The sequence below is a fragment of the Lysinibacillus sp. FSL W7-1291 genome (assembly GCF_038593415.1).
Classification (GTDB): domain Bacteria; phylum Bacillota; class Bacilli; order Bacillales_A; family Planococcaceae; genus Lysinibacillus; species Lysinibacillus fusiformis_D.
On sequence record NZ_CP151994.1, the window covers coordinates 1,191,288 to 1,217,073 of the forward strand.

A 25,786-nucleotide genomic window follows, 5' to 3' on the forward strand; every position below is an offset into this window, starting at 1 on the left:
TGTGTTCACCACACTGGCTGTTTTTTTTGTTACAAGCTATAATGTAAGTGGAATTTGAAATTTTGGAGGAAAAAAGTTCATGAAATCAATGGAAACAACACAATTACTAGAACGATTAGATGCAAATGAGGACCTATATATTATTGATGTACGTGAAGAGGATGAAGTAGCACACGGCATGATTCCTGGTGCCAAGCACATTGCCCTTGGGACAATCCCGGAACGTTTAGAGGAATTAGACGTAGAAAAGCCATATATTGTTGTTTGTAAGGCTGGTGCTCGTTCTGCTAATGCATGTGCTTATTTAGAAGCGCAAGGATTTGATGTAACAAATCTTGAAGGCGGCATGCTAGCTTACGATGGAGAATTAGAATTTAAATAAATGACATAATGAAAAATAAAACCATCCATAGCATTTTTGTGACAGGTGAAAATGGATTTCCGTTGCAGGCTACTTGCTTTCCTGGTAGCGAGCGCCGAGCCGCTTCCTCTGCTACCGCTCCGTTTAGAGGCTCGCCTGTCTCACTATCCCACGGGAGTCAAGTAGCCTTCCATTCCAATGCATAAAAATGGTACCTTTTTAGCAAAGGTGTTCACTACTCTTTATGGAGGGGTGTTGTTACTTACCACTTCTTCACATTGAAAATAAAGGGCTATCCTTTCTCTCATCAGACAAATAATGGGCTATTTTGTTCACTACGGTTCGTATGAAAGAGAAGGAAAAGCCACTTTTACATATGGTTGATTGGAGTGGAGCCTGTGTCACTCCTAGGGGATTTAGCGTCACAGAGGGGACCTTGGAGCGAACGCAGTGAGTGAAGCGGCTCATCATCGGACGCCCCCTGAAAGGACGCTGGAACGGAAATCAACCTCTCGCTTTTCAAAGTGGCTGTTTCTATCATTGACATCACCTTTTTTATATACTTATTTTCGGAGTGTGTTCATGATGAGGCTGAAATTTTTTTCAAAGTTAATATACGGATTCACATTTTTTTGCCCACGAACCTTTAAAGCATAACTGGAAAAATTTAAACCAGCACCATATATTTGTAAAGCACCATTCGCAAGATCCCCCTTTTGAAGAAGTTCAAGACCATCTTTTAAGAAATTTTCACTCTCATCGAAGTGACATTCCGTCATGTATTTATCCCCGCTATAATATAACTTCAAATTTTCGATGATTATATTCGCTGTTTCGTTACTTATACTAGCATCGACATTCATTAATAACTGATTGATTGGTTTCACTAACTGAGCGTAGTGACTATCATAATTTTCACAAGTCTCCGCAATGGCATTTCTCAATTCTCTTGCATTCATCCTAACTCCTCCTCAAAGAAAATTTATGACCTACCTTACATTGTACATACTCATAATAGTATGAAGGGATTAGTGATCCCTTTCTTTATAAAACTTACTCTTTAATTTTCAGAAATATGTTACAATTAAGTAGGTGAAGGAGGGATTTTGTATGTTTCGTTCAATAGCACCCCCAACAATGTCTTTACAGTAGAATCTACTGTTTAGGCATACAATAACAGTTTGCTCATTTTCAATAGATTCTACTGTATAGGTTAATACTTTATACGTAGAAAGTAGGAATTTGTAATGAGCGGAAAATTAGCATTTGTATTATCCATGATTATTTTTGGAGCAGTTGGTGTTTTTGCCAAGTATATTCCGTTAACTTCAAGTGAAATTGCTTTTTGGATGAGTTTAATAGGTGCTTGTTTTTTAGTAGTGATTTTTATTTATAAAAAGGGGAATTTTTCGAAATTAGAGATTATAAAAAATAAGTGGAAATTAATACTTTCTAGTATCGCCTTGTGTGGGAACTGGATTTTTTTATTTCAGGCTTATAAAGCAACAACGATTGCCAATGCTGCATTGAGTTATTATTTTGCACCAGTACTCGTTATCTGCTTATCTCCAATTATTTTAAAAGAGAAGCTAGTTGGCAGAAAAATAATGTATGTCTGTGTGGCTCTTATCGGACTATATTTGATTGTCCAAAGTCAAGGCACTGGGGACAGTGAGCATTTTATAGGCATTGTCTACGGTCTTATCGCGGCATGCTTTTACACAGCGCTAACATTGACAAATAAATTTATATGCGGCTTAAAGGAACCAGAAAATACAATGATTCAACTTTCTTTAGCAGCATTTTTCCTTAGCTTCTATCTACTTGGAACTACAGGATTTCAGGTCATGAAAATCAGTTTTGAGTCAGTCCTATTCTTAATTACATTAGGCATTGTCCATGCAGGGGTTGGATTTTTATTGTTCTTTTTAGGCATGTCACAGTTAAAAGGACAAAGTATAGCCATTCTTAGCTATATTGATCCACTGACATCATTAGTAATTTCCACGATGATTATAGGTGAAAAAATGACGCTTCTACAAATAATAGGAGCGGTCCTATTATTAGGCTCAACATTGCTAAGCGAAATAGAAAAAGAATAGGTAACCGAAGAAATGGTACAAGGCGAGTATTCTAATATTGACAGAAAAAATACGCTGTCGTAGATTATAAATAGTTTAATAAAAGCATTAGGTGCCCAATAGGGAGAATAGGGAATAAAGTGAAAAACTTTAGCGGACCCGCCACTGTATAAGGGAGTGTCATCGTAAATGCCACTAGCGAATCGCTGGGAAGGCACGATGATATGTTGAGCTTGAGCCAGGAGACCTGCCTACTTGCTTCGGAAGTATATAGATGATGGAAAAGTCTGTAGTTTATTTGTCATGACAATAAACTACAGACTTTTTATTTTGTCTTCATGTAGAACGAGAGGAGAAACAATAATGCAATTATTACAAGACACGATTCAAAATATCCAAGAGGCTGATATGAATAGTATGGACCAAGCTAGAAAGCGAATTGATGCGCTTTGTAAGCCCCCAGGTAGCTTGGGGAAACTAGAATCACTTGCCGTACAGCTTTCAGGCATAACAGGACAATTATATCCAATGGTCGATAAAAAAGTGATGATTGTCTGTGCAGCAGATCATGGCGTTTGTGAGGAAGGCATAACAACGAATCCACAAGATGTTACGGTCTTTCAAACATTAAATTTTCCTAAGGGAGGTACAGGCGTTTGTGCGATTGCGGGCATTACCAATGCAAAGGTAGTAACAGTAGATGTTGGGGTAAAAGAAGATATTCCGCTTGATGCAGGTGTTATCATTCATAAAATTAAACATGGCACAGATAACATGGCACAGGGCCCTGCTATGTCAAGAGAAGAGGCTATTCAATCCATTGAAGTGGGGATTCATGTGGCAACAGATGAAATCACAAAAGGAGCCAACCTACTTGGAACAGGTGAAATGGGCATTGGTAATACAACGCCGAGCACTGCCATATTAGCTGCTTTGACTGGCTATGACCCTATTGAAATAACAGGGTTTGGCGCAGGAGTTGGTCAAGGAGGGATTGCTCATAAAGCAGCAGTAATTGAAAAAGCAATTACTCTCAACAACCCCAATCCTAACGATATCATTGATGTTCTAGCTAAAGTTGGAGGGCTAGAGATAGGGGCTATGGCTGGTATCATGCTGGCTGCCGCAAGTCACCGAAAACCTGTTATTATTGATGGTTTTATTTCGACTATTGCTGCGCTTATTGCTTATCAAATTGAACCGAAAGTAAAAGACTTTATCATACCTTCCCATGCTTCAGAGGAACCAGGGGCTAAAATTGCCGCATCATTACTTGGTGTAGAGCCAATGCTGCATATGAACATGCGATTAGGCGAAGGCTCTGGTGCTGCTCTAGCCTTTCCTCTTTTAGATGCCGCTTGTTCTATGATGAAAAATATGGTGACATTAGAAGAAGCCATGAATCTTTTGGCTAAATAGTTACTGAATAACAAATAAGCGCAAATAGTTAATGAACTCTTTGCGCTTATTCATTTTTTTATCAATTACAGTATCTATGCCCGATTCAACTTACGCAAAGGCAAACGCCACTTCATCATATAGGAAAGAATGCGTAATGCTGTAATCACTGCAAATAATACATAAAGGAAAATGTCTCCAGTCAAAACTTCAAATCCGATAACAAGCCCTGCGAGAGCAGCCCAAACACCATAGACTTCATCACGGAGAACTAGCGGCTTCCGTCTAGCTAATAAATCTCGCACAATACCACCACCTGAACCTGTTAAAACAGCAGCTACAACGACTGCGCTAATTGGCATATCTAGCTTCACTGCATAGAGTGCACCTTGAATAGCGAATGCGGATAAGCCAATGGCATCTGTGAAGTTGCCCCAACGATGCCAATGCTGAATCAGATGATGCGGGAAGATAAAAAATATCGTAATCGCAGCTAGTGCAATTTGAAACATCATATCCTGTCCCCATAAGGTTGTGACAGGCAGTCCGATGAGTAAATTTCGAATAGCTCCTCCACCAAAAGCAGTGACAATACCGAGTATATATACACCGAATAAATCGTATTCTTCTTCCATGGCAATGATTGCCCCAGAAATAGCAAAGGCAATTGTTCCAATAATACTAAAAACCTCCCAAGCCATCCCTTTCACCCCTTCTATCAATAAATGAACTTCTTTTTTAAAAGTTAAAAGACTTTTTTTGACGTAACAGAATCTATGAATTTAATAGCCAAAATCAGTCATTACATACGCTTCTTGAAGTAAGTCCGCACATTAGCTTAGCGTAAAATTCGCTTAGAAACAATAGGCAAGTTTTGCAGGGGTTCATACAAATTGATAAGATGTTATTGAAATAAAGAAAAACATTCGTCAAAAGCGTTGATATACCAGTAGTTATTTAGGGAATTCTAGAATGAGTGAAGTCAATTTAGAGAGTCGATAGATCTTACTGATTGAAATGCGGGACAATTGTGAAATGGAGAAGAAAAGAATGACGTTTACATCTAATTTATCAGCACAAACGCTATCCTTAGCGTCAAAAATAGAGGAGCAAGTTCGACCCTATCATGCAAAGGTAGAAGAAATGGCGTTTTATAATCAACAGAAGGTGCTAGCAGCATTTCGCAAGCATCAAGTAAGTGACTATCATTTACATCCATCCAATGGCTATGGCTATGACGATGAGGGACGCGATAATTTAGAGCGTGTTTATGCGGAAGTTTTTGGGGCGGAGGCTGCCATTGTACGACCACAAATTATTTCAGGAACACATGCAATCACGCTTAGTCTATTCGGTGTCCTTCGTCCTGGTGATGAGCTGCTTTATATTTCTGGTCAGCCATATGACACATTGCAATCCATTGTCGATGGTGGTAACAAAGATACCGGTTCACTGAAAGATTATAAAATAGGCTATCGACATGTGGATTTAGTGGAAAATAAAGCAATTGATTGGGTAGGTGTAGAAGCAGCCATTACTACGCAAACAAAAATGATTGCCATTCAACGTTCGAAAGGCTATGCGACACGTCCATCCTTTACGATTGCAGAAATTGCTGATATGTGCGCAAAGGTGCGCAAATTAGCCCCACATGCCGTTATTTTTGTAGATAACTGCTATGGTGAGTTCGTAGAGGCGAAGGAACCAACAGAGGTTGGTGCTGATTTAATGGCAGGCTCACTCATTAAAAACCCTGGTGGAGGATTGGCGAAAATTGGTGGCTATATTGCTGGCCGTGCAGATTTAGTAGAGAAATGTGCGTATCGTATGACATCTCCAGGTATTGGGGCAGAGGCAGGGGCAACATTAAATACATTAGGAGATTTTTATCAAGGATTTTTCCTAGCCCCACATGTCGTATCACAAGCCTTAAAAGGTGCGATCTTTACAGCAGCTATGCTGGAGGAAATCGGAATGAGCACTTCTCCAAGCTATGATGCAAATCGTACGGATTTAATCCAATCCGTTTCCTTCCAAACTGCACAGCAGATGATTGCCTTCTGTCGTGAAATACAAGCCAATTCTCCAATAAATGCCCATTATGCTCCAGAACCAGCTTATATGCCTGGTTATGAAGATGATGTCATTATGGCTGCGGGAACATTTATTCAAGGCTCCAGCATTGAGCTGACAGCAGATGGTCCAATCCGTCCACCATATACAGCCTTTATCCAGGGTGGACTAACATATGAACATGTTAAATTTGCTATTTGTAGTGCTGTTCAAGCCATTCAAAAAAAGTAATATGAAAATAAATAAACCTTAAATTTGAATAGTTTTTTACAATTTTCTATCGGATTGAAAAAAATAACGCCTTACATGTTAGGAAACCTCACATGGTTGGTTGACAGTGAAAAAATTTCGTTATATGATAAGCGGGTATTGGAGGAGGACTTAAATGAGTCGTGAAATTAGACGAACTATGCCGTTATTATCAATGAGTATTGTGATGCAATTAACTGAACTCTCGGCACGACAAATTCGTTATTATGAAGAACACCATTTAATTGAGCCGCACCGAACAGAAGGCAATCGTCGAATGTTTTCATTAAATGACGTCGACACATTGCTTGAAATTAAAGACTACTTAGAGCAGGGTATGAATATGGCGAAGATTAAAAAATTATTTGCTAAAAAGAAAGATCCTGTTGCTACAGATGAACAAGATTTAAGTGATTCAGAATTACGCCAAATCATGCGCGAAGAAATGCGTCAAGCTCAGCGCATGCAAAAATCATCCATCCGACGAGGGGATTTATCTCGATTCTATTAATAAATAGGGTAGGGTAAACATAAAAGCTAGACAAATTATAGGAGTGTGGAAAACTGTGGGTAAATACACAAAAGAGGACATTAAACGTCTCATCGAAGAAAAAAACGTAAGCTTTATTCGTTTACAATTTACAGATATTCTTGGCACAATCAAAAATGTTGAGATTCCTGTAAGTCAATTAGACAAAGCATTAGAAAACAAAATGATGTTTGATGGCTCATCTATTGAAGGTTTCGTTCGAATCGAAGAATCTGATATGTATTTATATCCTGATCTTGATACTTTCGTAGTATTCCCTTGGACTTCTGAAAAAGGGAAAGTGGCACGTCTCATTTGTGACGTATACACTGCGAAAGGCGAACCATTTGCTGGTGACCCACGTAACAACCTAAAACGTATTCTTAAAAAAATGGAAGATATGGGCTTCTCAAGCTTCAATTTAGGGCCTGAGCCAGAATTCTTCTTATTCAAATTAGATGCAAAAGGCGAACCAACGTTAGAAGTAAATGACCATGGTGGTTACTTCGACTTAGCTCCAACAGATCTTGGTGAAAACTGCCGCCGTGATATCGTATTAGAGCTAGAAGAAATGGGCTTTGAAATTGAAGCATCTCACCATGAAGTAGCTCCAGGACAACACGAAATTGACTTTAAATATGCCGATGCTGTTACAGCTTGTGATAACATTCAAACTTTCAAATTAGTTGTTAAAACAATTGCACGTAAACATGGCTTGCACGCTACATTTATGCCAAAACCATTATTTGGTGAAGCAGGCTCTGGTATGCACTTTAACGTGTCACTATTTAAAGGTAAAGAAAATGCATTCTATGATGAAGCTACAGAATTAGGTCTTTCTGAAACAGCTATGCAATTCATGGCGGGTGTTCTTGCACATGTACAAGGTTTCACAGCTGTAACAAATCCAACAGTAAACTCTTATAAACGTCTAGTACCTGGTTATGAAGCACCATGTTATGTAGCATGGTCTGCGCAAAACCGTTCACCACTAATTCGTATCCCATCAGCACGTGGACTTTCAACTCGTGTAGAAGTACGTTCTGTGGACCCTTCAGCAAACCCATATTTAGCAATGGCTGTTATTTTAGAGGCAGGTCTTGAAGGTATTCGTCAAAACTTAACGCCACCAGCAGCTATTAATCGCAATATCTATGTGATGTCGGAAGAAGAGCGTCAAGCTAATGGTATTGAAAACTTACCAGCAGCACTTGATGATGCTTTAACATTACTTGCTAAAGATAAAGTAGCGCAAGCAGCTTTAGGTGAGCATATTTACGCAAACTTTAAAGAAGCAAAAGAAATCGAGTTCGATATGTACCGTACAACCGTTCATCAATGGGAACGCGATCAATATTTAAAAATGTACTAAGAATTAATAAAAATAAAAAAACGAGTGCCTCTTCACTTGGAAGGTACTCGTTTTTTTGTCTATAGTTCCAGAACATGATAGGGCAGCATGGCACCCCATCGTTATTGTTAACGGCCCATATGTTTACGATGGTGTGGCATATGACAAGGGTTAGGTGGCATACCGCACATTGTATGTGTTTCACAGCATTCATTAACAACAGACTCTGTGCATGGGAAATAGTATTGATGATCAATCATATGTTTATTTACTGTTGTGACATGTGCTGGTTGTACATGTGGAACAACCGTATGGATATAATTTGTGCGAACATATTGCTCTGGTGGTAAAAATTGTGGTGGATCAAATTGCGTTGGCATTGTTTGTGGCGGACAGCAGTGTGGACCTTTTGCCGGATGGCGTCTTCGTTGAAACATGTTATTACCTCCTGTTTTGATAAGTTGTAGTTCATTATTAAGATATGAGATATACGTCGATAGGGTCTATTTATTTGCCTATTATTGAATAGGTAAATCTAACAAGTCGCTGAAATGGTAGAAAATCTATAGCTGGTTAGATACATATTGGGTGAAAGAAGCAGCTACTGAAAGCCTCTCCCAACATCAAAATGACATTGCTTAGAGCTATTGTTTTAAATAAATGCCATGAATTTTAGTCAATTATCTATTACACCTCAGCATCATTGCGACGAAATTTTCATAATAAATACAAAAATCCTACACCTTCTAAACTATATGGGAGGGAGCTGTAGGCTAATCAAGATAAAAAATTATTAAAAAAGTATGTTTTTTGAAAAAAAAGATATTGTCAATAAAACGGTCGTACAGTATACTCTTTAATTGATAATGAATATCATTATTGATTATATTTTAGGAGGAAATGTATGTCGAAATTATCACTACGCAATAAAAATGTTTCTATTCTTTTTGCGCTATTCTTAACATTCTCACTTTTATTGGTGGGATGTGGAGATAAAGCATCGAACGGTAGTAGTTCACAAGAAAATGACAAAGCAGAAGAAAGTAACACAGAAGAATCTTCTAGCCGTGAGATTACACATGCTATGGGCACTACCACAATTGAAGGTACACCTACAAAAATCGTTACGCTATACCAAGGGGCTACAGATGTAGCAGTAGCGATGGGCATTAAACCAGTGGGGGCAGTAGAATCTTGGGCTGAAGCACCTTTTTATAATTATTTGAAAAAAGATTTAGATGGCGTTGCGATTGTTGGACAAGAAACGCAACCTAATCTTGAAGAAATTGCAAAACTTAAACCAGATTTAATCATTGCATCGAAAGTGCGTCATGAGGAAATTTATGATCAGTTATCACAAATTGCACCGACAGTTGCTCATGAAACGGTTTTTGATTTCAAGGGAACAGCTGAAATGATGGGTCAAGCAATGGATCAGGAAGAAAAGGTGAAAGAGTTACTAGGAGATTGGGATACACGAGTTGCTGATTTCCAAACAAAAATTCAAGAGAAGCTTGGCGATAAATGGCCATTCCATGTTTCTGTTGTTAACTTCAGAGCAGACCATGCACGTATTTATGTAACAGGATATGCAGGTTCTATATTGTCAGAGCTTGGCTTCCAAGGTCCTAAAAATTTAACAGATGACTCATTGGAAATCGTGAAGCTAACGGATAAAGAAAGTATTACACAAATGAATGCCGATGTTATTTATATGTTTATGGAAAATGATGACGCAGTCAAGAAAAATTATGAAGAGTGGACAAACCATCCACTATGGAAAGAGCTTGATGCTGTGAAGGCAAATCAAGTTTATCAAGTAGATGAAATTAATTGGAATCTAGCTGGTGGACTTATTAGTGCTAATTTAATGCTAGACGATATTTATGACAAGTTTGAATTAGAAAAATAGTAAAAGAGACTAGGGCTGTTGAAAGTGTTATAGAATACTTGAATGACAGCCCTCTCATTATAGGGATTGGACATATTAGAAACCTACAATCCCTTTCATAAGATAAATTGTGGATCAAGAAAGTTGGCGTAAAATGAGAATTATTCTTTCCAGTACCTCGATGAAACAAGTAGGCTTATTCATCAGTTGTTTGATCCTTTTGCTGGCATTTTTAATCAGCATAGCTATTGGTCAAACGTCCATACCCTTCTCGTCAATCTATGATGCCATTTTTCATTTTGATGCTGCTAATAAGGAGCATGTTATTATTCGGACATCGAGATTTACAAGAGCTGTGATCGCTACAGTAGTTGGCGCAAGTCTTGCCATCGCGGGAGCATTAATGCGGGCATTAACAAGAAATCCTTTAGCAGCTCCTGATATTTTAGGGATTAATGCAGGGGCGATATTTTTTATTGTTAGTGCCATTACTCTTTTTTCCATCAATTCTTTAATGAGCTATATGTGGATTGCCTTTTTAGGTGCAGGTGCTGCGGGAGCTATGGTATTTTTCCTAGGGTCATTAGGAAGAGATGGTTTAACACCGATTAAAATAGTATTAGCTGGTGCAGCGATTACAGCTCTATTTGTCTCGTTTACGCAAGGGCTTTTAGTGATTGATGAACAAGGCTTACAAAGTGTTCTTTTTTGGTTAGCGGGATCTGTATCAGGTCGTAGCATTGACATGCTTATACCAGTTTTACCGTTTATTTTAGTGGTCACAGTTGTGGCAATAGGTATGGGTCGTTCTATAAATATTTTACAATCAGGTGATGATATTGCAAAAGGCTTAGGACAACGAACTATGATTACGAAAATCACACTCGGTCTCATTATTATCATTCTTGCAGGTAGTTCAGTTGCTGTAGCAGGTTCAATTGGCTTTATTGGTTTGATTGTCCCTCATATTGCGATTCAGCTTGTTGGTACGGATTATCGTTGGATTATTCCGTACAGTGCAGTATTAGGAGCAATATTGCTGCTGTTAGCTGATATGGCTGCGAGATATGTGATCATGCCATTAGAAATGCCAATTGGTGTAATGACTGCCTTTATCGGAGCTCCTTTCTTTATTTATATTGCACGAAAGGGGTTAGCGAAAAATGTCTAATTATAGGACAGTTCGAACGAAATCTGAACGTATATCTTTTCAAATAGCCAAAAGAACTAGTTGGATTTTACTATTATTAAGCTTATTATTAGTCATCATCACAGTCCTTGGTTTATCTGCAGGTAGTGAATTTATCCATCCTATCACAGTGGTGAGGGAATTATTGGGCTATGGTAATGGAGAGTACGATTTTGTCTTACATACATTAAGGCTCCCACGTGTATTGATGGCATTATTAGTTGGTGCAGCGCTAGGAGTTGCTGGTTTAATTTTACAAGGGATTATCCGTAATCCACTTGCTGCTCCAGATATTATCGGTGTAACGAGTGGTGCATCCATGGGGGCGATTATTTTTATCGTGTACTTTATGGGGTCAGTCAGCATTCAATTTTTACCGTTAGCTGCTATTTTAGGTGCTGGCATTGTTTCCTTTATCATTTACCTACTGTCATGGAGAAAAGGCGTCACACCTATTCGTATGGTGCTTATTGGTATTGGGATTTCAGCGTTAGCAAAGGCCGTTGTGACGATGCTGCTTGTGATCAGTAATGTAGCTGCAACAACGAAGGCCTATTTATGGCTGACAGGTAGTTTGTATGGGGCTAATATGCAGGATGTCTATTTGCTTTTACCATGGGTTGCTCTGTTATTGCCACTAACGTTTATTTTGGCAAGAACAGTAAATGTGAAGGAATTAGGAGATGAAATTGCGATAGGGCTAGGGGTAAAGGTTCAAGTGTACCGTTTACTTTTTTTACTCATTAGTGTGATGCTAGCTGGCTCTGCGGTTGCATTTGCTGGTGGAATTGCCTTTGTTGGATTAGTAGCCCCTCATATGAGTAGAATGCTTGTAGGGCGTTCCTTTGCTGGATTGATACCTGTGACTGCTATAATCGGTGGGATGATTGTTATCGTAGCCGACATCGTAGCACGCACTGCTTTTTTACCAAAGGATTTACCAACAGGTGTCTTTACGGCTGCAATTGGGGCACCATTCTTTATTTATTTACTATTTAGAACGCGCAATCAATAAAGCTACAGGAAATAACAGTTAAAAGCGTGAGAAGAAGGTGACGGGATTTTGAAAAATGTTTTAGAAGCACAAGATTTACATGTAAGTTATGGTGAAAATCTTATTTTGGAGGATTTGAATCTTCAAATACCAAAAGGGAAAATAACAGTACTAGTAGGTGCTAATGGTTGTGGAAAATCAACGCTACTACGAACGTTTGCACGATTACAAAAACCAAAGTCGGGTGAAATTTTCTTAGAAGATGATTCACTAGATACGATTTCAACGAAAGAGGTGGCTAAACGGTTAGCCATTCTCCCACAGGGACCTGTTGCGCCAGAAGGACTAACCGTTCAACAATTGGTAAAACAAGGTCGTTATCCACATCAGAGCTGGTTAAAGCAATGGTCTACTGAAGATGAAAAAATTGTGAACAATGCGCTTGAGGTAACACAGATGACAGAATTTGCAGATCGACCAGTAGATGCATTATCAGGTGGTCAGCGTCAACGTGTATGGATAGCCATGACATTGGCTCAAAAAACAGATCTTATCTTACTAGATGAACCTACGACTTATTTAGATATGGCCCATCAAGTAGAAATTTTAGATTTACTATTTGATTTAAATGAAAATGAAGGGCGTACAGTCGTGATGGTCTTACACGATTTAAACTTAGCCTGCCGCTATGCCCATCACATTGTAGCTGTGCGAAATAAACAGGTGTATGCGCAAGGTAAGCCAGAGGAAGTGGTAACACCTGAGCTTGTACAAGCTGTCTTTCGTATGGACTGTACGATTATGAGAGACCCTCTATTTGGTACGCCTTTATGTGTTCCGCATGGCAAGGGACGAACAGTTCAGGTGGAGAAATTAGAGGAGGTAGGGTCAGTTGAGCTTACAACTGTCAGCTGAAGAAAAAGCAGTACTATTACGTGATTATCGATTGACAATTGAGCCAGCGGTAGATGCTGCTTACTCTCTACTAGCCCAAAATTTATTAGACACTGAACAAGCTTTAGCCTATTTACAAAAAATAGCACCTTTCTTTCATTCCACATCTACATTAGTTACAGCATCGTTATTTGCAAAGCGCTATAGCGTCTTAACAATGGCTTCAGCATTCTATGCTATGTCAAGATATGATAAGGGGCTATATGTTGGTATCGACAATATTTGGGTGGAAGCAGAAGATCATGCGAAACCATGGCTTCCAAACATTCGCTTAATCGATGACTCAGTGTCAGTGCCAACACAAGATCGTGAAGCATGGCGTGATGAGGTTCTCCAAGGAATCTTTGCAGGTAATCTAGCGAAAGTGTGGCAGTCATTAACAAAAATAAGTAAAATCCCAAAAGCAATCTTATGGGAAAATACAGCTATTTATGTCAATTGGCTATATGAAACAAAAATAAGCGAAAGGGCCAGTGAGCAAGAAAAGGCTCGTCTACAAGAAGACTATCACTATATTGTCAATCAAGCGCCAGGTTCTCTTTTTGGCGAAAGGAAAAATCCTTTGACAAATTATTGTGGTCCCAAAGTGACAATCAAGGAATCAGAGCAACCAATACGCTTGAGAAAAACATGTTGTTTCTATTATCACACCTCTGATGAAGCAAATGACTTTTGTATCTCTTGTCCCAAAATCAAAAGACTTGGCTAACCTCATGAAGCATTGACAATTCCACAAAGTGAATAAACAGTCGTGGGGTTTATTCACTTTCATGTTGGTGAAAAAAGATGATGTCAATAGCAGAAAAAGAACCTTTAGCAAGGCGAGCGAGTGATTTCCGTTCCGCCAGCGTCCTTTCCAGGGGGCGTCCGATGAGCCGCTTCACTCACTGCGTTCCGCTCTAGGGTCTTATCTGTGACGCTGGCTCCCCTCCAATCAACCATGTGCAAAAGTGTCTTTTCCCTCTATCTTTCATACTAGTCGAAGCGATCAAAATAGCCCATTATTTGTATAATTAAAGAATAGAGGTTCTTATTTTCATTGTAGAGAAGTGATGAGTGACAACAGCTCTTCATAAAGAGTAGTGAATACCCTTCACTTTATTTGAAGACCTTTGCTAAAAAGGTACCATTTTTATGGATTGGAGTGGAAAGCAAGTAGCCTGCAACGGAAATCCATTTTCACCTGTCACAAAAATGCTATGGATGGTTTTGTTTTTTAACACTATGCAAAGAGGCGGAAAAGTTATTATCTATTTTCGCTATTTTCGAAATAATCTAGTTTCTTCCCAGCCTCGTTTCCTTCCTATTAAAATTTCTGTTTATTATAATATAATATTGATATACTAGTTTTAAAGAAAAAAACTATACTAATGATGTATAAAAATTCAGAAAATTGTAGAGTTGAACCATATGTGTTGTTGCGTTTACAATAGTTTTATAACACGATTATGTTATAAAAACATGAATAGAGTCATTGTTTTTCTATTTAAAGCTCAAAACTTCATTGTTTTTGTAATAGTACTATAACAGAAAGAGGAGGGAGGTATTGAATGAACACTACATGTTTAGCTCATAGAATATTACAGCAAACGAAGTATAGTGAAAGATAAAATAGGGGAATGCATCATACATAGTTACAAGTTTAAGCAATACTAAGAAATGAGGTTTCAGTCAAAAATGAAAAAGTATTCTGTTAGTACATATATTTATTTCATCATTCCTTCTTTAATTGGTATTTTTCTATTTATGACCCCTGTATTAACGGATGAGGGCTGGAAAGTACCGATTGCTATTTTAGCAAATATTTTAGCAGGTGTAGTGGCTCCAGTCATTAGTTATTTTACGATTATTATGTTTGCAATTTCCGCGTTTGGCGCACTTATAGCTAAATGGATTCCTCGAAAAAATATGAAAGAACCTAGTATTTTAGATACATTGTTTTATGTCAATTGGTTTTGGACGATTACTCGCTTTTTAGGTTTAACTTTTGCTTCGATGGTTGTCTTTCAATTTGGACCTTCTGCCATCAACAATGAAAATACAGGTGGGCTATTGATGGATCCAAACGGTGGACTTGTGACGTTTTTATTTACCATTTTTTTATTCGCAGGTTTCCTTTTACCATTTTTAACAAACTTCGGTTTGCTTGAGTTTTTCGGTACAATGATGGTGAGAATCATGAGACCTCTTTTTAAAAGCCCAGGGCGTTCTTCGATTGATGCTCTTACGTCATGGGTCGGTGATGGAACGATTGGAGTGTTAATGACGAGTAAGCAATACGAGATGGGGAATTATACTAAAAAAGAAGCAGCGATTATTGCTACTAGCTTCTCTGTTGTCTCCATCACCTTCTGTATCGTAGTATTGGATACAGTCCACTTGGCACGCTATTTTATTCCTTATTATTTAACAGTAGTACTTTGCGGTGTTGTACTAGCGATTATTATGCCTCGAATTTATCCTCTTGCACAAAAGGAAGATACGTATATCGATGGTACTCCAGTAGACTATTCGCGTGAGGAATTGCCAGAGGGCTATAATTCTGTGTCGCATGGCTTAGAAAATGCACTTGCTATTGCTCATGCAAATCGTGATCCGCGCCAATTTTTAAAAGATGGTTCTAGAAATGTTATTGATTTATGGGTTGGCGTTGCTCCTATTGTTATGGCTTTTGGTACAATTGCCTTAATGCTTGCTGAATTTACCAGTATCTTTGTGATTTTAGGAAAACCATTTGAGCCGATCCTAACTGTACTAGGCTTACCTGAAGCGGCAGAAGCGGCTCAAACGATGGTCGTAGGCTTTGCCGATATGTTTCTGCCTTCTATTTTAGGTGCAGGGATCGAATCAGATGTTACTAGATTTGTCATTGCTGTTGTTTCTGTATCACAGCTAATTTATATGTCTGAAGTTGGTGGACTTATTTTAGGAACAAAAATTCCATTGAAATTTTTCGATTTAGTCGTTTTATTTATATTACGTACGCTTATTTCCCTACCAATCGCTGCATTGGTTGGTCACATGCTCTTTTAATGAAAATGCCAAGTCTAGATCGACTTGGCATTTTTCATGAGATAATGATAACTGCCTTTTTTACGTATACATAAATAGATATAATGAGATACAAATTTGGAAAAAGTAATTTAAAACACAAGGAATAGATGCACTTCAATCAAAGAATAAGGAACAACCATTCATAAAAAGAATCAAATAAACAACAGAAACATCCTATTCCTATACAAAATAAGGTTTCTAAAAAGCCTTCTCAATTATGAGAGGGCTATTTTTGATGAGACTTTCCAATCAGATAAGCACTAAAAGGGATAAATGAAATGATTTTGATGAGCAGCATACAGACAAGTAAACTGGATAGAAAAAGAGAAATGACTTGAAGAGCAGTAGTGGGTAGTAATGCGCTATAGGGAGCTAAATATTCTTGAATTAGCCAGTGAATTAAAAAGATCCCAAAGGAATAGCGACTTAAAATAGGGATAAAAGGGAGCTTAGGCAAAACCTGTGCAAACGCCAGTATGCAAAACGCCATCGCCAACACGAATAGCATAATATCAATTCTTCTTGATGTAATCTGTTGGGCACCTAAATAATAATTTATATATAAAATAGCCATTGCAAGTATGACAGCTATAATTGTGAAATATTTATATTGGACGAGGTAGTGCGCGATTTTTTCATAATGACTGCCGATAATATAGGCTAGTGCAAAATATGGGAGCCAGCCGACAAAGAGCAGGCGCATAAAATGTTCATTTTGTATGAAATAATCTATATTGGCATTTGCTAGTGTCATATAGAAAATGCCAAGTAAGAACATAATGGGCGTAAACCAGAGGCTGGATACCTGATATTTCTTGCCAATATAGAAGAGAATATAGAGTTGAAAAATAGTCATGACAAACCAACCCGAAAAATCACCTAAAATAATATGGCGATATAATGCCTCCAAAAAGCTTTCATCATAATGAAGAGCTGCGTTGGCTGCATATAACATGCCTGCAGCTATAAACGGAATAACAATAAACTGAAAACGACGTCCTATAAAATGGGGAGGTAGCTGATGTTGGTAGCGTTTAGCTAAAATTAAAATGGATAATAAGATAAAAGTGGGTGTAGCGAAACATAATAATAATCGAAAAAACTGATAGTAGGGTTGATCCATATAGCCATTTATACTTTCAATATTGGTCGTTGCATGTAATAACACAATACTCAGGCAAGCTACTACCCTTAAGACGTTCCACTCATACACCATCTTCATCACCCTCATTTTCAGTAAATTGTTAGGTATTTCGTTACCGAATGCAACCTAACTATATATATGAACATGTCTAGCGTGATAAAACCTGCCTTACTTGCTATGGCTGAAAATAGTTTATGCCGCAAAATATTATTAAAAAATCCTAGTAACATGGCGAGAGCTCCATTTTTGCATATGTGTCACATAACCACTATGCATATACTGTGGCAAGAGGGGGGGAGGTGAGCTTTTATGAGAATTAATTGGAAGGTTCGTCTTCAACATATTCCATTTCTACTAGGGCTATTTTCATTGTTACTCTTACTCGCACAACAAGTTGCAGCGATTTTTGGCTATGATTTCACAGGGGTAATGAGTGAGCAAATGTCATCTATTTTAAATACAGTTTTATCCATTCTTGTATTAATGGGTGTTATTGTGGATCCAACGACACGAGGCACCAGTGATAGTGAGCGTGCCTTAATGTATAGGAGACCGAGATAAATTAAACAAAAAGTGTAATTTTACAATAAGGATAAATATGTTATACTGTTAGAAAATTGATAAAGTGGGGAGGATGATTGAATGTCTCTTGAATTGGAGCGAAGAATTGCTAAGCTCGAAGAGGAAATGGCAGATTTACGTCAGGAGTTGTCTTCGTTAAAAGGTACACAAAGTACCGAAAAAATAAATACTCTTGATGCCAGACAGTCGATGATCAAGCAATCAGAACCAATAAAACCAAAACCAGCACTGGAGTCGAAGCCTGTCCCGACTAAAGTAACGGAAAAAGAAGTGCAACCGCAGCCATCGATGGAGGAGCGTGTTATGTGGGCACTGCCAAAAGTATTCATGGTTATTTTAGTAATGGGCGTACTTTGGGGCCTAAAACTTGTTAGTGATTATGGTTATTTATCGAATGGCGTGAAAATCATCCTTGCCTATGCATTATCGGTAGGTTTGGCGGTTATAGCCTATGTACTAGAACGTAGAAAAGTAGGCTCATCTGCTATAACGATTTCCTTATATGGCGGGGCATTTATTGTCGGTATTTTAACAACTGCCGCGAGTGCCATTTTATATGAAATCATTGGTCTTACTCCAGCACTAGGCATTACACTTCTTTATATTGGCTATGGTATTGCCATTAGTTATTGGAAGAAAAATGAAGCACTTACCGTTTTTGTAGCCTTTACATCGTTATTGCTACCTTATTTATTAGAATATATGGATTTTAATGCGGTCATTATCTTGCTTTTTGTCGTGATATTATTTGCTTCATTGCAATGGGTCATTTATCAGCACAAGCAAAAGCTAGCTCTCTATATTGCTACATTCTTCTCGGTGCTAGCGGTGAGCGTAGTAGCGTTTATGAATATTGATAAGCAAGTTATCTTCGCATTTGGTTTATTGGTGATTCTATCAATATTTTACGTAATTTGGTGTTTAATGTATAACGCACAATCCAAATGGAAGCCTCTTCATATAGGGCTTCAATTTTCCTTAGGCTCATTTAGTTTATTGCTGATGAATCTTATTATTCGTTCACTTCCGCATGGAGAAATGCTGCTCCTTGTCCTAATGGCTTTATTTGGAGCGGTGGCGTTATATAGCTATCGCCAAAAATGGCAGGAAGTATTGGATAGCGCTGTTACACTCGCATTTATCACCCTATGTAATACGATACTTTTAATGAATATACCAAATAAAGTGGATGATTTACTTTATCCGATGATTGCTTTTGCTGGCGTGATGATGAGTTTGCGACTACGGGCAAGTATGATGAAGGTCGTTTCTTCATTTGTTCTTATCATCACATTCATTTTAAATTTCATCTTTCATGAACCAAAACCATTTTTCAGCATAGATCATTTAAGCTTGTTCATGCCAATTATTTATTTCGTTATTATTTACTTATATGCAAGACGTCCAAAAGAGACACTTACGACATTTGAAAAGGTCATGAAGGATCTGTATGTGATTGATATTTTAGCAGTGGCCACAACTGGCTATTTCTTAGCCTATATTGGCAAACTAGATACCGTTTATTTTGCAGCAACAAATGGCATTCCATATATGATGTGTATCGTATTAGCTGCCTTATTTACTGGCTCTCTATTTGTAGAGGAAACCTATAAAGGTCGTGCTTTAACACCAGTTCTCGGCTCATTTTTCCTATTATTCTTCTTGATGATCAGCACCAAGCCGACCATGATGGAAAGCTTAAATATTATAACTAGATTGGTATATATGGCAGTCATTGTCGCCATCATCGTAGATATTCTAGTAAAAGGGTTTATTTATCGATTGTATGAGGTGCGTCTGGGGAAATATGTAGATGCTATTGTAAGCACTGGTATCGTGCTCACGATGATTTCAATATGGGGGCTGATCCATCAATTTACGTTTAACAACGTCCTTGATTGGAAGCTAAGCATCGCACTGACAACCATTACATTATTTTTGACGGCAAGCGTTTCCCTATGGATAAGCTCCACACATCAATTAAAAACACTGCGCTCAACAGGTTTTATTCTGTTAGTCATGGCGTTTATTAAGCTAATTTTCTTTGACTTATCTGCCCTTGATTTATTAATTAGAGCTATTCTATTTATAACGATTGGTGGTATTGGCATGCTACTATCGGGTAGGTTGTTGAAGAAATAAAGAAGAAGAGATTCCAATGCATTTTGGAATCTCTTTTTCTATTGTTCTACTAATTCATTTTCTTTTATTAAAGTGATAGGATCGCCAATTTCTGTATGTCCTGAAGAAGGTGGTTGGATTGTGCCTTCTGTAAATGTAACGGAGGTACCTCCATTAGCTAGTAAATTATCAGAAATAATAGCTCCTTTAATGTGAGCGCCGCCTTCTAAAATGACAGAAGCATTTGGTGCAATAATATGTTGACCATTTGAGTTTGAACCACCATTAAAAGTAACCTTAGTTGCTCCTGCATATATATTCCCCGTTAATCCTATCCCCCCTGTGAATGTTAAATTGGCTTGCTTAGAATAAAGAGAGGCAGCGCTTTGTGTTTCTCCTGCAATTGTGATAGCTGATGCTCCGTTATAATATAAATTTATTTGATTAGCATTACCGTTCCTGTTTAAAGATCCTTTTAGATTAAAAGTATTATTAATATATACATTTAACTTTCCTGTTCCTACAATTTTAATATGCCCCTGTAGTATATTAAAATCTTCGATATATAAATTTTTATCTGTATCTCCTACATTTATAGTTAACGTATTATTTTGATCTACTTTGAACTGTTTGAAATGTGTATCACCATTTAACTGTAAAGTATAGTTATTAGTCATCCAATTATCAGCTAAAAAATGTCCATTATTAATAATGAAGGTTTTGTTGTGTGGATCTTTGATGACTTCTTGATTTGGAGGAACAGGTAATTTTGATAATTGTTGCATTTTCTCTAATGGAAATAAAGGCAGGATACTTGAACCAGGATATTTCCTACTTTGCGTAAGTTTTCTTGATAAATCTCCCATCCAAGATGGATATTGGAAATGATCACTTGAAGCACCTACAGTACCAGAAATAGATGAACCACCATCCAATGAAATTATACCGATGTCAGTAGCTACATCTCCCTTTATGGATGCCCCACCTGTTAGCTTAATATTGCCTTTAGTTTGTACTGCAAATTCAGGGGTAGCAGTATTTAAATTTTCCTCATCATCCCCACCATTATTATTAGTTGTTTCGGCATCAAGAACAAAGTCTACACTTTGCTGTAGTTCTCTTTTTTGTGAAGGCGATTCCCCATATGTACCGATAGAAGTTATCCAATATCGAAGATTCGTATCTAAATCCTGTTTTAGGGTAATCCTGGCAATAGGTTGCATTCCTAGTTGTTCTTCAAAATTATTTATAATGTTTTCGTTATTTAATAGTGGTTCTATTATGCTTTTAATATTCTCTTCATATAATTCTACAAATTTTTCATACTTTTTCTGTTGAATTGGTAAACGATCGTATTCTGCTTTTGCACTTTGATAAGCTTCATTCGCTTTTTCTAATAAAATTGCTTTTTCATAATTTACACCTGCCTCAGCAATGTAATAAATGGATTGATCTTCTCGCTCATGTTTAGAGAGTTTTAAGGAATTTGAAGATACAGCAAGTAAACCTAGACCTAAAATCGTCACTAATACAATGGTTAAAAAAACTAATAAAAATGAAAAGCCTTCATCATTTAGTAGACTTTTTTTCATCTTTTGCACCGTCACCACTCCTAAAAGATAGTTGTGTAGAGATTGTGTGTTCGTTAATACTTTCAATATTAATGGAAATAGAGTCGCCAATACTTGTTAAGGAAAATGAGTGTATATGAGTTGCAATAACCTCGTTGTTACGAGTAATCGTATTTTTTTCAGCATCAAAGATATATGTGTATTGAATAGAACCATCTCTGTTTTTAAATGTTGAATTATTAGGATCATACGTAATGGTTTTTCTCATATCTTTCGTAATGAGCTTTAAAACATAAGACAACTCGGATAGCTGTTCATTATTTTCAAGTTGTTTTTTATTAGTTTCTTTGCTAGACGAAAGTATACTAAAAAGAATTGTTGAAACAATGCTTAAAATTAAGATAACAGCAAGTACTTCCACGAGTGTAAAACCTCTGTTATTTTTTATGAACCACATGTATTCACTTCCTACTATATATATTTTCCATCTTGCTTTTGAGTACATCGTTCTCATAAACTTCGATAACAATAGTATCTAGATATTCATATTGACAATGGCGCTTAATGGTTAGAATAAACCGTCTATCTTCCATCTGTTTTTCATAGCTCCAAATAGTTGAAAATTTACTATTTTTACTACAACTAATATATTGAGGATTTTCTGTACTTGTATAGAGTAATTGTCTAGCTAGTTGTTCTTCTGTTCTGCCTTTGATTTCTCTAAATATATTTTCCATTTCATTTTGAGCAAGATAGGTAGAATCTACGATTGTGCTAGAAGTTTTGGAAGTTTTGTTAGATTGAATAAATAATCCGAAAAATGAAAGCAATATTATTGTAATTAGAATTAAAGAAGCAACGACTTCAATTAATGAAAAGCCACCTTCATTTTTAAAATTTTTTTGCAATAATATCGCCCCTTATAAGTTTTTTGTGTCAAAAGAACCAAATGGTTATTTAGTGAATTATGTATTATGAAAAGAGTAGTTCAAAAAGAGTGATTCTAATCGACTAGTAATAAAGTATTCATAACGATAATATAACATTATATAAGAGATAAACTAGTCTAAATCGTGAAATTTTTATATATTTTGAAGGGGTTATTTAAAATAAATTAGGTTTTTAGTAGTGTAATGTAGTAGTAAATATAGTATTCTAGTATCTGGATGAGCATAAAGTTGCAAACCAATAAATTACGATGTTTAAGGGGGATTGACAGATGAAAAAAATTATAACCATTACTGTATTATTGATTGGAATATTTATACTAGCTGTAGTCTGTCTACCTAATTTTATAATAAATGGGAAAGTTTTTGCTAGTGATGAGACAAAAAGTTCAACAATTGGAGGTATAAAAGTCGGGGGTGTTAATAGTGCAAATTTATTACCAACTGTGGAAAAAGCAATTAAAGACTGGCAGCAAACAGAAATAAATGTTAAAAGTACTAATATCTCTAAGACCATTGACCCGAAACAATTAATTTTTGATACTACTACAGCCATATCACAGTTTGAACTGCTGACAAAAAAACCATGGTATGCCTTTTGGAAAAATGAAAAAATTGTACATATCCCCATTCCTGTAACTGCCAGCGACACTGTTATTCAGGAACTAGATGAAATGGGCATTTTGGATACTGATAAAACGCTTCAAAAAATAATAGTACAAGCAAGTTATTTGAAAGAACATGAGGTTGAAGCAGTAATCAATGCTGCTGCTTTGCAAATGCAAGAAAGGATTGCCTTTCAAATTGCGGATGTACCGACAGATAGTCAAGGGGTTGCAAAACTAATCCCTTTATTAAATGACGTCACACTTGTACCGAACCAGTCATTCTCCTTGCTTTCACTTTTAGGGGAACAGGCTGGAGCTGCGAATGATACAGGTTTAGATTTTGTAGCTTCCATCCTCTATAGTGTAATTCTTCAGACAGAGTATGAAGTTCTAGAAAGACATTCTCAACAAACAAAGCCCAACTATTTACAACTGGGGATTGAAGCGGATGTCAATGCTGCATTAGCGAAAGACTTACAATTTATTAATCGTTCTCATCAGCTTGGCAAAATGCAAGCTACAATTGAGGGCAATCAATTAAAAATAGAAATATTTACAGCAGTAAAAGACAAAGATATAACGGTTCGTATCAGTAAAGATAAAATCGTTAAGCCACGAACTATTTACCGTTATTCAGAAGATTTAAAGGCTGGTCAAGAGCGTGTGGAACAAGAGGGGAAAGAAGGGGTGAGAGTTGAAGTTTATCGTTCCATTGTAGAGAACGGTGCAATGGAAGAACAGTTTATTAGCAGAGATTACTATGCGCCTCAAAATCGGATTGTGACACGTTCATCGCAGGAGCCTATTACAGTCACTCCACCAACAAAAAACGCAGGGCAAAGTATAGCAGATCCTGATTTAGAGATAGATTTAGATGGCAACGGCTTACCTGATATAAAACCTTCAACACCTGAAGAATCTGAGCAAGAAGATGGACCAGAAATTGTCTATGGTTATTATGACAAGGGCGGTAATTTTGTACAAACAAGTCCATAATGATTGGAGGTATTTTTATGGCGATGAAGCCAGGTCGTAAACGTTTAGGGGATTTACTTGTTGAATCAGGCGTTATTACAGCAGAACAGCTAGAGTATGCACTGACTACTAAGTTGAAAAATGAGAAACTAGGTGATTTTCTCATTAAAGAAAACGTCTTAACGGAGCAACAACTCATTGAAGTTTTAGAATTTCAGCTAGGTATCCCTCATATTAGCTTAAATCAATTTTCAATCAGCCCTGAATTATTGCAATTAATTCCTGCTGAGTTGGCAAAGCGGACAAATATTATGCCTATCCGCAAAGAGAAAAATAAATTGTTTATTGCGATGGAAGACCCGATGGATTATTTTGCTATCGAAGAAGTCCGTATGACGACAGGCTGTCAGATTGAAACAAGCATTGCTGCAAAAGATGATCTATATCGTACAATTACCAAATATTATGATTTGCAGGAGTCGATGGATGCTGCAATGTTAGATTTAGCGGCAACTAGTACTGAAACGCAAGACGAGATTGAGAATGAAGATTCACCCATTGTTCGTTTAGTAAATCAAATTATTGCCAATGGTGTAGCACAAAGAGCCAGTGATATTCATTTTGATCCACAAGAAACAGAGCTACGTGTGCGCTACAGAGTAGATGGAGTACTTCGTACAGAGAGGTCATTGCCCAAGCATATGCAAAACGTAGTATTGGCTCGGATTAAAATAATGGGCAATTTAAATATTACAGAAAATCGTATTCCACAAGATGGGCGTATAAAAACGAATGTCAATTTTAGGCCAGTTGATATACGATTAGCCACATTACCGACTGTCTTTGGAGAAAAAGTTGTTATGCGTATTTTAGATTTAACCAATTCGTCCAATGATATTGAGAAATTAGGCTTTAGTGCTACGAATGAAGTACTATTCAGGAAAATGATAAGCCGTCCCAACGGCATGATGCTTATTACTGGACCTACGGGTTCTGGTAAATCCTCTACGTTATATGCAGCTCTTTCGCATTTAAATGAGGAAGGCGTCAACATTATTACGGTTGAGGATCCTGTGGAATACCAATTAGATGGCATCAATCAGATCCAAGTAAAGGAAGAGGTTGGCTTAACGTTTGCGGTAGGGTTACGTTCGATTTTACGACAGGACCCTGACATTGTGATGGTAGGGGAAGTTCGTGATCTTGAAACAGCGCAAATTGCTATACGTGCTTCACTTACAGGACATTTAGTGTTAAGTACGCTGCATACTAATAGTGCAGTAGAATCCATCTCACGTTTACATGATATGGGCATTGAACCATTTCTACTATCTTCCTCACTTGTAGGCATTATGGCTCAACGACTTGTACGTAAAGTTTGTCGTGATTGTGCTGAACCATATGTATTCACCTCACGTGAATTAGAAATACTAGAGGAAAATGGGCTGGAAGGTGTTACCCAAGGTAAAAGGGGGCGTGGTTGTCCTGCATGTAATCATACAGGCTATCGAGGACGTATGGCGATTCATGAAATCCTTCCAGTGGATCGAAAAGTGAAGGACATGATTTTAAATCGAGAAGGTGATTTGGTTCTTCGGGATTATATGAATGACAAAGGCTATCACACCCTATTAGTAGATGGACTATTAAAGGTTGTAGCAGGTCAAACAACAACATCAGAAATTTTACGTGTTGCAAGTGTAGATTAGGGGTG

General features: G+C 37.3%; 23 protein-coding genes and 1 riboswitch. Of the genes, 16 read left to right on the forward strand and 7 right to left on the reverse strand.

The window, feature by feature from the left end:
- The first annotated feature begins 79 nt into the window (after positions 1–79).
- A complete protein-coding gene (locus NST76_RS05545; protein ID WP_036124673.1) occupies positions 80–382 on the forward strand; it encodes a rhodanese-like domain-containing protein in 303 nt (100 codons plus the stop codon).
- 542 nt (positions 383–924) lie between these two features.
- On the opposite strand, the gene NST76_RS05550 is transcribed toward NST76_RS05545, so the two are convergent.
- The gene (locus NST76_RS05550) at positions 925–1,320 is read right to left on the reverse strand and encodes a hypothetical protein (protein WP_036128186.1); all 396 of its coding nucleotides are present in this window, start codon (positions 1,318–1,320) and stop codon (positions 925–927) included.
- Positions 1,321–1,608: 288 nt separating this feature from the next.
- On the opposite strand from NST76_RS05550, the gene NST76_RS05555 reads away from it, so the two are divergent.
- Both NST76_RS05555 and cobT read left to right on the forward strand, forming a co-directional pair.
- Positions 1,609–2,463 carry a DMT family transporter gene (locus NST76_RS05555; protein WP_342535396.1) on the forward strand — a complete coding sequence of 285 codons (855 nt, stop codon included), beginning with the start codon at positions 1,609–1,611 and terminating at the stop codon, positions 2,461–2,463.
- A gap of 72 nt (positions 2,464–2,535) precedes the next feature.
- A riboswitch (cobalamin riboswitch) is annotated at positions 2,536–2,712 on the forward strand.
- 93 nt (positions 2,713–2,805) lie between these two features.
- On the forward strand, positions 2,806–3,861 hold the full coding sequence (gene cobT, locus NST76_RS05560) for a nicotinate-nucleotide--dimethylbenzimidazole phosphoribosyltransferase (protein ID WP_101966382.1): 1,056 nt from the start codon (positions 2,806–2,808) through the stop codon (positions 3,859–3,861).
- A gap of 74 nt (positions 3,862–3,935) precedes the next feature.
- Here cobT and NST76_RS05565 read toward each other — a convergent pair whose 3' ends face one another.
- On the reverse strand, positions 3,936–4,541 hold the full coding sequence (locus NST76_RS05565; RefSeq protein WP_101966381.1) for a trimeric intracellular cation channel family protein: 606 nt from the start codon (positions 4,539–4,541) through the stop codon (positions 3,936–3,938).
- A 349-nt stretch (positions 4,542–4,890) separates the two neighbouring features.
- On the opposite strand from NST76_RS05565, the gene NST76_RS05570 reads away from it, so the two are divergent.
- From NST76_RS05570 to glnA, 3 genes are all read left to right on the forward strand, one after another.
- Positions 4,891–6,144, forward strand: coding sequence for a methionine gamma-lyase family protein (locus NST76_RS05570; protein WP_036128177.1), 1,254 nt, complete (start codon positions 4,891–4,893; stop codon positions 6,142–6,144).
- Positions 6,145–6,298: 154 nt separating this feature from the next.
- Positions 6,299–6,673 (forward strand): MerR family transcriptional regulator, encoded by a 375-nt coding sequence (locus tag NST76_RS05575; RefSeq protein ID WP_036128174.1) that lies wholly within the window; start codon positions 6,299–6,301, stop codon positions 6,671–6,673.
- Positions 6,674–6,728: 55 nt separating this feature from the next.
- Entirely contained in the window at positions 6,729–8,063 is a 1,335-nt protein-coding gene (gene glnA, locus NST76_RS05580) for a type I glutamate--ammonia ligase (RefSeq protein ID WP_036128172.1), read from the forward strand.
- A 107-nt stretch (positions 8,064–8,170) separates the two neighbouring features.
- Here the strand turns inward: glnA and NST76_RS05585 are convergent, their stop codons facing one another.
- Positions 8,171–8,479: a CotD family spore coat protein gene (locus NST76_RS05585; protein ID WP_036128170.1), complete on the reverse strand. Its 309-nt coding sequence runs from the start codon at positions 8,477–8,479 to the stop codon at positions 8,171–8,173.
- 467 nt (positions 8,480–8,946) lie between these two features.
- Here NST76_RS05585 and NST76_RS05590 point away from each other — a divergent pair, with 467 nt between their 5' ends.
- The 6 genes from NST76_RS05590 to NST76_RS05615 all read left to right on the forward strand — a co-directional run bounded on the left by NST76_RS05590 (position 8,947) and on the right by NST76_RS05615 (position 16,103).
- A complete protein-coding gene (locus tag NST76_RS05590; protein ID WP_342535397.1) occupies positions 8,947–9,954 on the forward strand; it encodes an iron-siderophore ABC transporter substrate-binding protein in 1,008 nt (335 codons plus the stop codon).
- Between the two features lie 133 nt (positions 9,955–10,087).
- The gene (locus NST76_RS05595) at positions 10,088–11,104 is read left to right on the forward strand and encodes an iron ABC transporter permease (RefSeq protein WP_036128167.1); all 1,017 of its coding nucleotides are present in this window, start codon (positions 10,088–10,090) and stop codon (positions 11,102–11,104) included.
- Positions 11,097–12,137, forward strand: a complete 1,041-nt coding sequence (locus tag NST76_RS05600) for an iron ABC transporter permease (RefSeq protein WP_271912550.1) — start codon at positions 11,097–11,099, stop codon at positions 12,135–12,137. Before NST76_RS05595 ends, NST76_RS05600 begins: the two co-directional genes overlap by 8 nt.
- Before the next feature lie 48 nt (positions 12,138–12,185).
- Entirely contained in the window at positions 12,186–13,031 is an 846-nt protein-coding gene (locus tag NST76_RS05605; RefSeq protein ID WP_058843946.1) for an ABC transporter ATP-binding protein, read from the forward strand.
- Positions 13,009–13,779 carry an IucA/IucC family C-terminal-domain containing protein gene (locus NST76_RS05610; RefSeq protein ID WP_342544723.1) on the forward strand — a complete coding sequence of 257 codons (771 nt, stop codon included), beginning with the start codon at positions 13,009–13,011 and terminating at the stop codon, positions 13,777–13,779. The genes NST76_RS05605 and NST76_RS05610 overlap by 23 nt, the downstream gene beginning before the upstream one ends.
- A 968-nt stretch (positions 13,780–14,747) precedes the next feature.
- On the forward strand, positions 14,748–16,103 hold the full coding sequence (locus NST76_RS05615) for a YjiH family protein (RefSeq protein WP_101966378.1): 1,356 nt from the start codon (positions 14,748–14,750) through the stop codon (positions 16,101–16,103).
- A 247-nt stretch (positions 16,104–16,350) separates the two neighbouring features.
- Here NST76_RS05615 and NST76_RS05620 read toward each other — a convergent pair whose 3' ends face one another.
- Entirely contained in the window at positions 16,351–17,340 is a 990-nt protein-coding gene (locus tag NST76_RS05620) for an acyltransferase family protein (RefSeq protein WP_342544724.1), read from the reverse strand.
- A gap of 237 nt (positions 17,341–17,577) precedes the next feature.
- On the opposite strand from NST76_RS05620, the gene NST76_RS05625 reads away from it, so the two are divergent.
- Entirely contained in the window at positions 17,578–17,829 is a 252-nt protein-coding gene (locus NST76_RS05625; protein ID WP_016991985.1) for a phage holin, read from the forward strand.
- An 81-nt stretch (positions 17,830–17,910) separates the two neighbouring features.
- Positions 17,911–19,992: a DUF2339 domain-containing protein gene (locus NST76_RS05630; RefSeq protein ID WP_101966376.1), complete on the forward strand. Its 2,082-nt coding sequence runs from the start codon at positions 17,911–17,913 to the stop codon at positions 19,990–19,992.
- A gap of 38 nt (positions 19,993–20,030) precedes the next feature.
- On the opposite strand, the gene NST76_RS05635 is transcribed toward NST76_RS05630, so the two are convergent.
- From NST76_RS05635 to NST76_RS05645, 3 genes are read right to left on the reverse strand one after another with little or no spacing between them, the layout of a single operon-like run.
- Positions 20,031–21,572, reverse strand: a complete 1,542-nt coding sequence (locus tag NST76_RS05635; RefSeq protein ID WP_330493474.1) for a hypothetical protein — start codon at positions 21,570–21,572, stop codon at positions 20,031–20,033.
- Positions 21,541–21,999 carry a type II secretion system protein gene (locus NST76_RS05640; RefSeq protein ID WP_180957770.1) on the reverse strand — a complete coding sequence of 153 codons (459 nt, stop codon included), beginning with the start codon at positions 21,997–21,999 and terminating at the stop codon, positions 21,541–21,543. Before NST76_RS05640 ends, NST76_RS05635 begins: the two co-directional genes overlap by 32 nt.
- A gap of 4 nt (positions 22,000–22,003) precedes the next feature.
- The gene (locus tag NST76_RS05645) at positions 22,004–22,450 is read right to left on the reverse strand and encodes a prepilin-type N-terminal cleavage/methylation domain-containing protein (protein WP_058843953.1); all 447 of its coding nucleotides are present in this window, start codon (positions 22,448–22,450) and stop codon (positions 22,004–22,006) included.
- Between the two features lie 311 nt (positions 22,451–22,761).
- Between NST76_RS05645 and NST76_RS05650 the strand changes: the two genes are divergently transcribed.
- Together NST76_RS05650 and NST76_RS05655 are read left to right on the forward strand one after the other, a co-directional pair.
- Positions 22,762–24,093, forward strand: coding sequence for a G5 domain-containing protein (locus NST76_RS05650; RefSeq protein WP_036128109.1), 1,332 nt, complete (start codon positions 22,762–22,764; stop codon positions 24,091–24,093).
- 17 nt (positions 24,094–24,110) lie between these two features.
- On the forward strand, positions 24,111–25,781 hold the full coding sequence (locus tag NST76_RS05655) for an ATPase, T2SS/T4P/T4SS family (RefSeq protein ID WP_244504801.1): 1,671 nt from the start codon (positions 24,111–24,113) through the stop codon (positions 25,779–25,781).
- Positions 25,782–25,786: the final 5 nt, after the last annotated feature.

What these genes read in the sequence shown, in the direction of transcription:
- NST76_RS05585 (WP_036128170.1), bottom strand. Translation starts at nt 8,479, where the DNA reads ATGTTTCAACGAAGACGCCATCCGGCAAAAGGTCCACACTGCTGTCCG.
- NST76_RS05655 (WP_244504801.1), top strand. Translation starts at nt 24,111, where the DNA reads ATGGCGATGAAGCCAGGTCGTAAACGTTTAGGGGATTTACTTGTTGAA.
- NST76_RS05570 (WP_036128177.1), top strand. Translation starts at nt 4,891, where the DNA reads ATGACGTTTACATCTAATTTATCAGCACAAACGCTATCCTTAGCGTCA.
- NST76_RS05630 (WP_101966376.1), top strand. Translation starts at nt 17,911, where the DNA reads ATGTCTCTTGAATTGGAGCGAAGAATTGCTAAGCTCGAAGAGGAAATG.
- NST76_RS05595 (WP_036128167.1), top strand. Translation starts at nt 10,088, where the DNA reads ATGAGAATTATTCTTTCCAGTACCTCGATGAAACAAGTAGGCTTATTC.
- NST76_RS05565 (WP_101966381.1), bottom strand. Translation starts at nt 4,541, where the DNA reads ATGGCTTGGGAGGTTTTTAGTATTATTGGAACAATTGCCTTTGCTATT.
- NST76_RS05620 (WP_342544724.1), bottom strand. Translation starts at nt 17,340, where the DNA reads ATGGTGTATGAGTGGAACGTCTTAAGGGTAGTAGCTTGCCTGAGTATT.
- NST76_RS05590 (WP_342535397.1), top strand. Translation starts at nt 8,947, where the DNA reads ATGTCGAAATTATCACTACGCAATAAAAATGTTTCTATTCTTTTTGCG.
- cobT (WP_101966382.1), top strand. Translation starts at nt 2,806, where the DNA reads ATGCAATTATTACAAGACACGATTCAAAATATCCAAGAGGCTGATATG.
- NST76_RS05575 (WP_036128174.1), top strand. Translation starts at nt 6,299, where the DNA reads ATGAGTCGTGAAATTAGACGAACTATGCCGTTATTATCAATGAGTATT.
- NST76_RS05550 (WP_036128186.1), bottom strand. Translation starts at nt 1,320, where the DNA reads ATGAATGCAAGAGAATTGAGAAATGCCATTGCGGAGACTTGTGAAAAT.
- NST76_RS05600 (WP_271912550.1), top strand. Translation starts at nt 11,097, where the DNA reads ATGTCTAATTATAGGACAGTTCGAACGAAATCTGAACGTATATCTTTT.
- NST76_RS05545 (WP_036124673.1), top strand. Translation starts at nt 80, where the DNA reads ATGAAATCAATGGAAACAACACAATTACTAGAACGATTAGATGCAAAT.
- NST76_RS05555 (WP_342535396.1), top strand. Translation starts at nt 1,609, where the DNA reads ATGAGCGGAAAATTAGCATTTGTATTATCCATGATTATTTTTGGAGCA.
- NST76_RS05640 (WP_180957770.1), bottom strand. Translation starts at nt 21,999, where the DNA reads ATGTGGTTCATAAAAAATAACAGAGGTTTTACACTCGTGGAAGTACTT.
- NST76_RS05625 (WP_016991985.1), top strand. Translation starts at nt 17,578, where the DNA reads ATGAGAATTAATTGGAAGGTTCGTCTTCAACATATTCCATTTCTACTA.
- NST76_RS05650 (WP_036128109.1), top strand. Translation starts at nt 22,762, where the DNA reads ATGAAAAAAATTATAACCATTACTGTATTATTGATTGGAATATTTATA.
- NST76_RS05615 (WP_101966378.1), top strand. Translation starts at nt 14,748, where the DNA reads ATGAAAAAGTATTCTGTTAGTACATATATTTATTTCATCATTCCTTCT.